Below are 3,236 nucleotides of genomic sequence, written 5' to 3'. Positions count from 1 at the left end.
CTCCAGTTGCTGTAATGGTAAAGCCGGTATTGGCTGTGCCAAAGCAAAGTGGATTATTAGCAACGGCAGATGCAGTAATATCAACAGGGATTGTGATAGTCACTGTTCCTGTTTTGATACAACCGTTAGCATCTCTTACTCTCCAAGTATACGTACCAGCGGTAAGTCCGGTGAATACTCCCGAAGCCACATAAGTAGCCCCATTGTCACTTGAAAACATCCTTGTTCCTGTTCCTCCAGTTGCTGTAATGGTAAAGCCGGTATTGGCAGCACCAAAGCAAAGTGGATTATTGGCAACAGCAGATGCAGTAATATCAACAGGGATTGTGATAGTCACTGTTCCTGTTTTCATACAACCGTTAGCATCTCTTACTCTCCAAGTATAAGTACCAGCGGTAAGACCGGTGAATACTCCCGAAGCCACATAAGTCGCTCCATTGTCACTTGAAAACATCATTGTGCCTGTTCCTCCAGTTGCTGTAATGGTAAAGCCGGTATTGGCAGCACCAAAGCAAAGTGGATTATTAGCAACAGCAGATGCAGTAATATCAACAGGGATTGTGATAGTCACTGTTCCTGTTTTCATACAACCGTTAGCATCTCTTACTCTCCAAGTATAAGTACCCGCGGTAAGACCGGTGAATACTCCTGAAGCCACATAAGTCGCTCCATTGTCACTTGAAAACATCCTTGTTCCTGTTCCTCCAGTTGCTGTAATGGTAAAGCCGGTATTGGCTGTGCCAAAGCAAAGTGGATTATTAGCAACAGCAGATGCAGTAATATCAACAGGGATTGTGATAGTCACTGTTCCTGTTTTCATACAACCGTTAGCATCTCTTACTCTCCAAGTATAGGTACCCGCGGTAAGACCGGTGAATACTCCCGAAGCCACATAAGTCGCTCCATTGTCACTTGAAAACATCATTGTTCCTGTTCCTCCAGTTGCTGTAATGGTAAAGCCGGTATTGGCTGTGCCAAAGCAAAGTGGATTATTGGCAACAGCAGATGCAGTAATATCAACAGGGATTGTGATAGTCACTGTTCCTGTTTTGAAACAACCGTTAGCATCTCTTACTCTCCAAGTATAAGTACCCGCGGTAAGACCGGTGAATACTCCTGAAGCCACATAAGTCGCTCCATTGTCACTTGAAAACATCCTTGTGCCTGTTCCTCCAGTTGCTGTAATGGTAAAGCCGGTATTGGCTGTGCCAAAGCAAAGTGGATTATTAGCAACGGCAGATGCAGTAATATCAACAGGGATTGTGATGGTCACTGTTCCTGTTTTGAAACAACCATTAGCATCTCGTACTCTCCAAGTATACGTACCAGCGGTAAGACCGGTGAATACTCCAGAAGCCACATAAGTAGCCCCATTGTCACTTGAAAACATCCTTGTGCCTGTTCCTCCTGTTGCTGTAATGGTAAAGCCGGTATTGGCTGTGCCAAAGCAAAGTGGATTATTAGCAACGGCAGATGCAGTAATATCAACAGGGATTGTGATAGTCACTGTTCCTGTTTTGAAACAACCATTAGCATCTCGTACTCTCCAAGTATACGTACCCGCGGTAAGTCCGGTGAATACTCCCGAAGCCACATAAGTCGCTCCATTGTCACTTGAAAACATCATTGTTCCTGTTCCTCCAGTTGCTGTAATGGTAAAGCCGGTATTGGCAGCACCAAAGCAAAGTGGATTATTGGCAACAGCAGATGCAGTAATATCAACAGGGATTGTGATAGTCACTGTTCCTGTTTTCATACAACCGTTAGCATCTCTTACTCTCCAAGTATAAGTACCCGCGGTAAGACCGGTGAATACTCCCGAAGCCACATAAGTCGCTCCATTGTCACTTGAAAACATCATTGTTCCTGTTCCTCCAGTTGCTGTAATGGTAAAGCCGGTATTGGCTGTGCCAAAGCAAAGTGGATTATTAGCAACAGCAGATGCAGTAATATCAACAGGGATTGTGATAGTCACTGTTCCTGTTTTCATACAACCGTTAGCATCTCGTACTCTCCAAGTATAAGTACCCGCGGTAAGACCGGTGAATACTCCTGAAGCCACATAAGTCGCTCCATTGTCACTTGAAAACATCATTGTTCCTGTTCCTCCAGTTGCTGTAATGGTAAAGCCGGTATTGGCTGTGCCAAAGCAAAGTGGATTATTGGCAACAGCAGATGCAGTAATATCAACAGGGATTGTGATAGTCACTGTTCCTGTTTTCATACAACCGTTAGCATCTCTTACTCTCCAAGTATAAGTACCCGCGGTAAGACCGGTGAATACTCCCGAAGCCACATAAGTCGCTCCATTGTCACTTGAAAACATCATTGTTCCTGTTCCTCCAGTTGCTGTAATGGTAAAGCCGGTATTGGCTGTGCCAAAGCAAAGTGGATTATTAGCAACAGCAGATGCAGTAATATCAACAGGGATTGTAATAGTCACTGTTCCTGTTTTCATACAACCGTTAGCATCTCGTACTCTCCAAGTATAAGTACCCGCGGTAAGACCGGTGAATACTCCTGAAGCCACATAAGTCGCTCCATTGTCACTTGAAAACATCCTTGTTCCTGTTCCTCCAGTTGCTGTAATGGTAAAGCCGGTATTGGCTGTGCCAAAGCAAAGTGGATTATTAGCAACAGCAGATGCAGTAATATCAACAGGGATTGTGATAGTCACTGTTCCTGTTTTCATACAACCGTTAGCATCTCTTACTCTCCAAGTATAGGTACCCGCGGTAAGACCGGTGAATACTCCTGAAGCCACATAAGTCGCTCCATTGTCACTTGAAAACATCCTTGTTCCTGTTCCTCCAGTTGCTGTAATGGTAAAGCCGGTATTGGCTGTGCCAAAGCAAAGTGGATTATTGGCTGCTGCGGAAGCTGTAATGTCAACAGGAATAGCGATAGTCACTGTTCCTGTTTTCTCACAACCGTTGGCATCTTTCACTCTCCAAGTATAAGTACCCGCGGTAAGTCCGGTGAATACTCCCGAAGCTACATAAGTAGACCCGTTGTTACTTGAATACATCAATGTGCCTGTTCCTCCTGTTGCAGTAAGAGTAAAGCCAGTATTGGCTGTTCCAAAGCAAAGTGGATTATTGGCAACGGCAGATGCAGTGATATCAACAGGGATTGTGATAGTCACTGTTCCTGTTTTGAAACAACCGTTAGCATCTCTTACTCTCCAAGTATAAGTACCCGCGGTAAGTCCGGTGAATACTCCTGAAGCCACATAA

General features: G+C 44.6%; 1 pseudogene. It reads right to left on the bottom strand.

What is annotated here, in order from left to right:
* Nucleotides 1–3,236: pseudogene (locus ACNQGJ_RS16770) on the bottom strand (hypothetical protein); the annotation flags it as partial.

The sequence above is a fragment of the Flavobacterium cryophilum genome, assembly GCF_048286555.1.
Classification (GTDB): Bacteria; Bacteroidota; Bacteroidia; order Flavobacteriales; family Flavobacteriaceae; genus Flavobacterium.
This window is presented reverse-complemented; position numbering and strand designations above follow the sequence as displayed.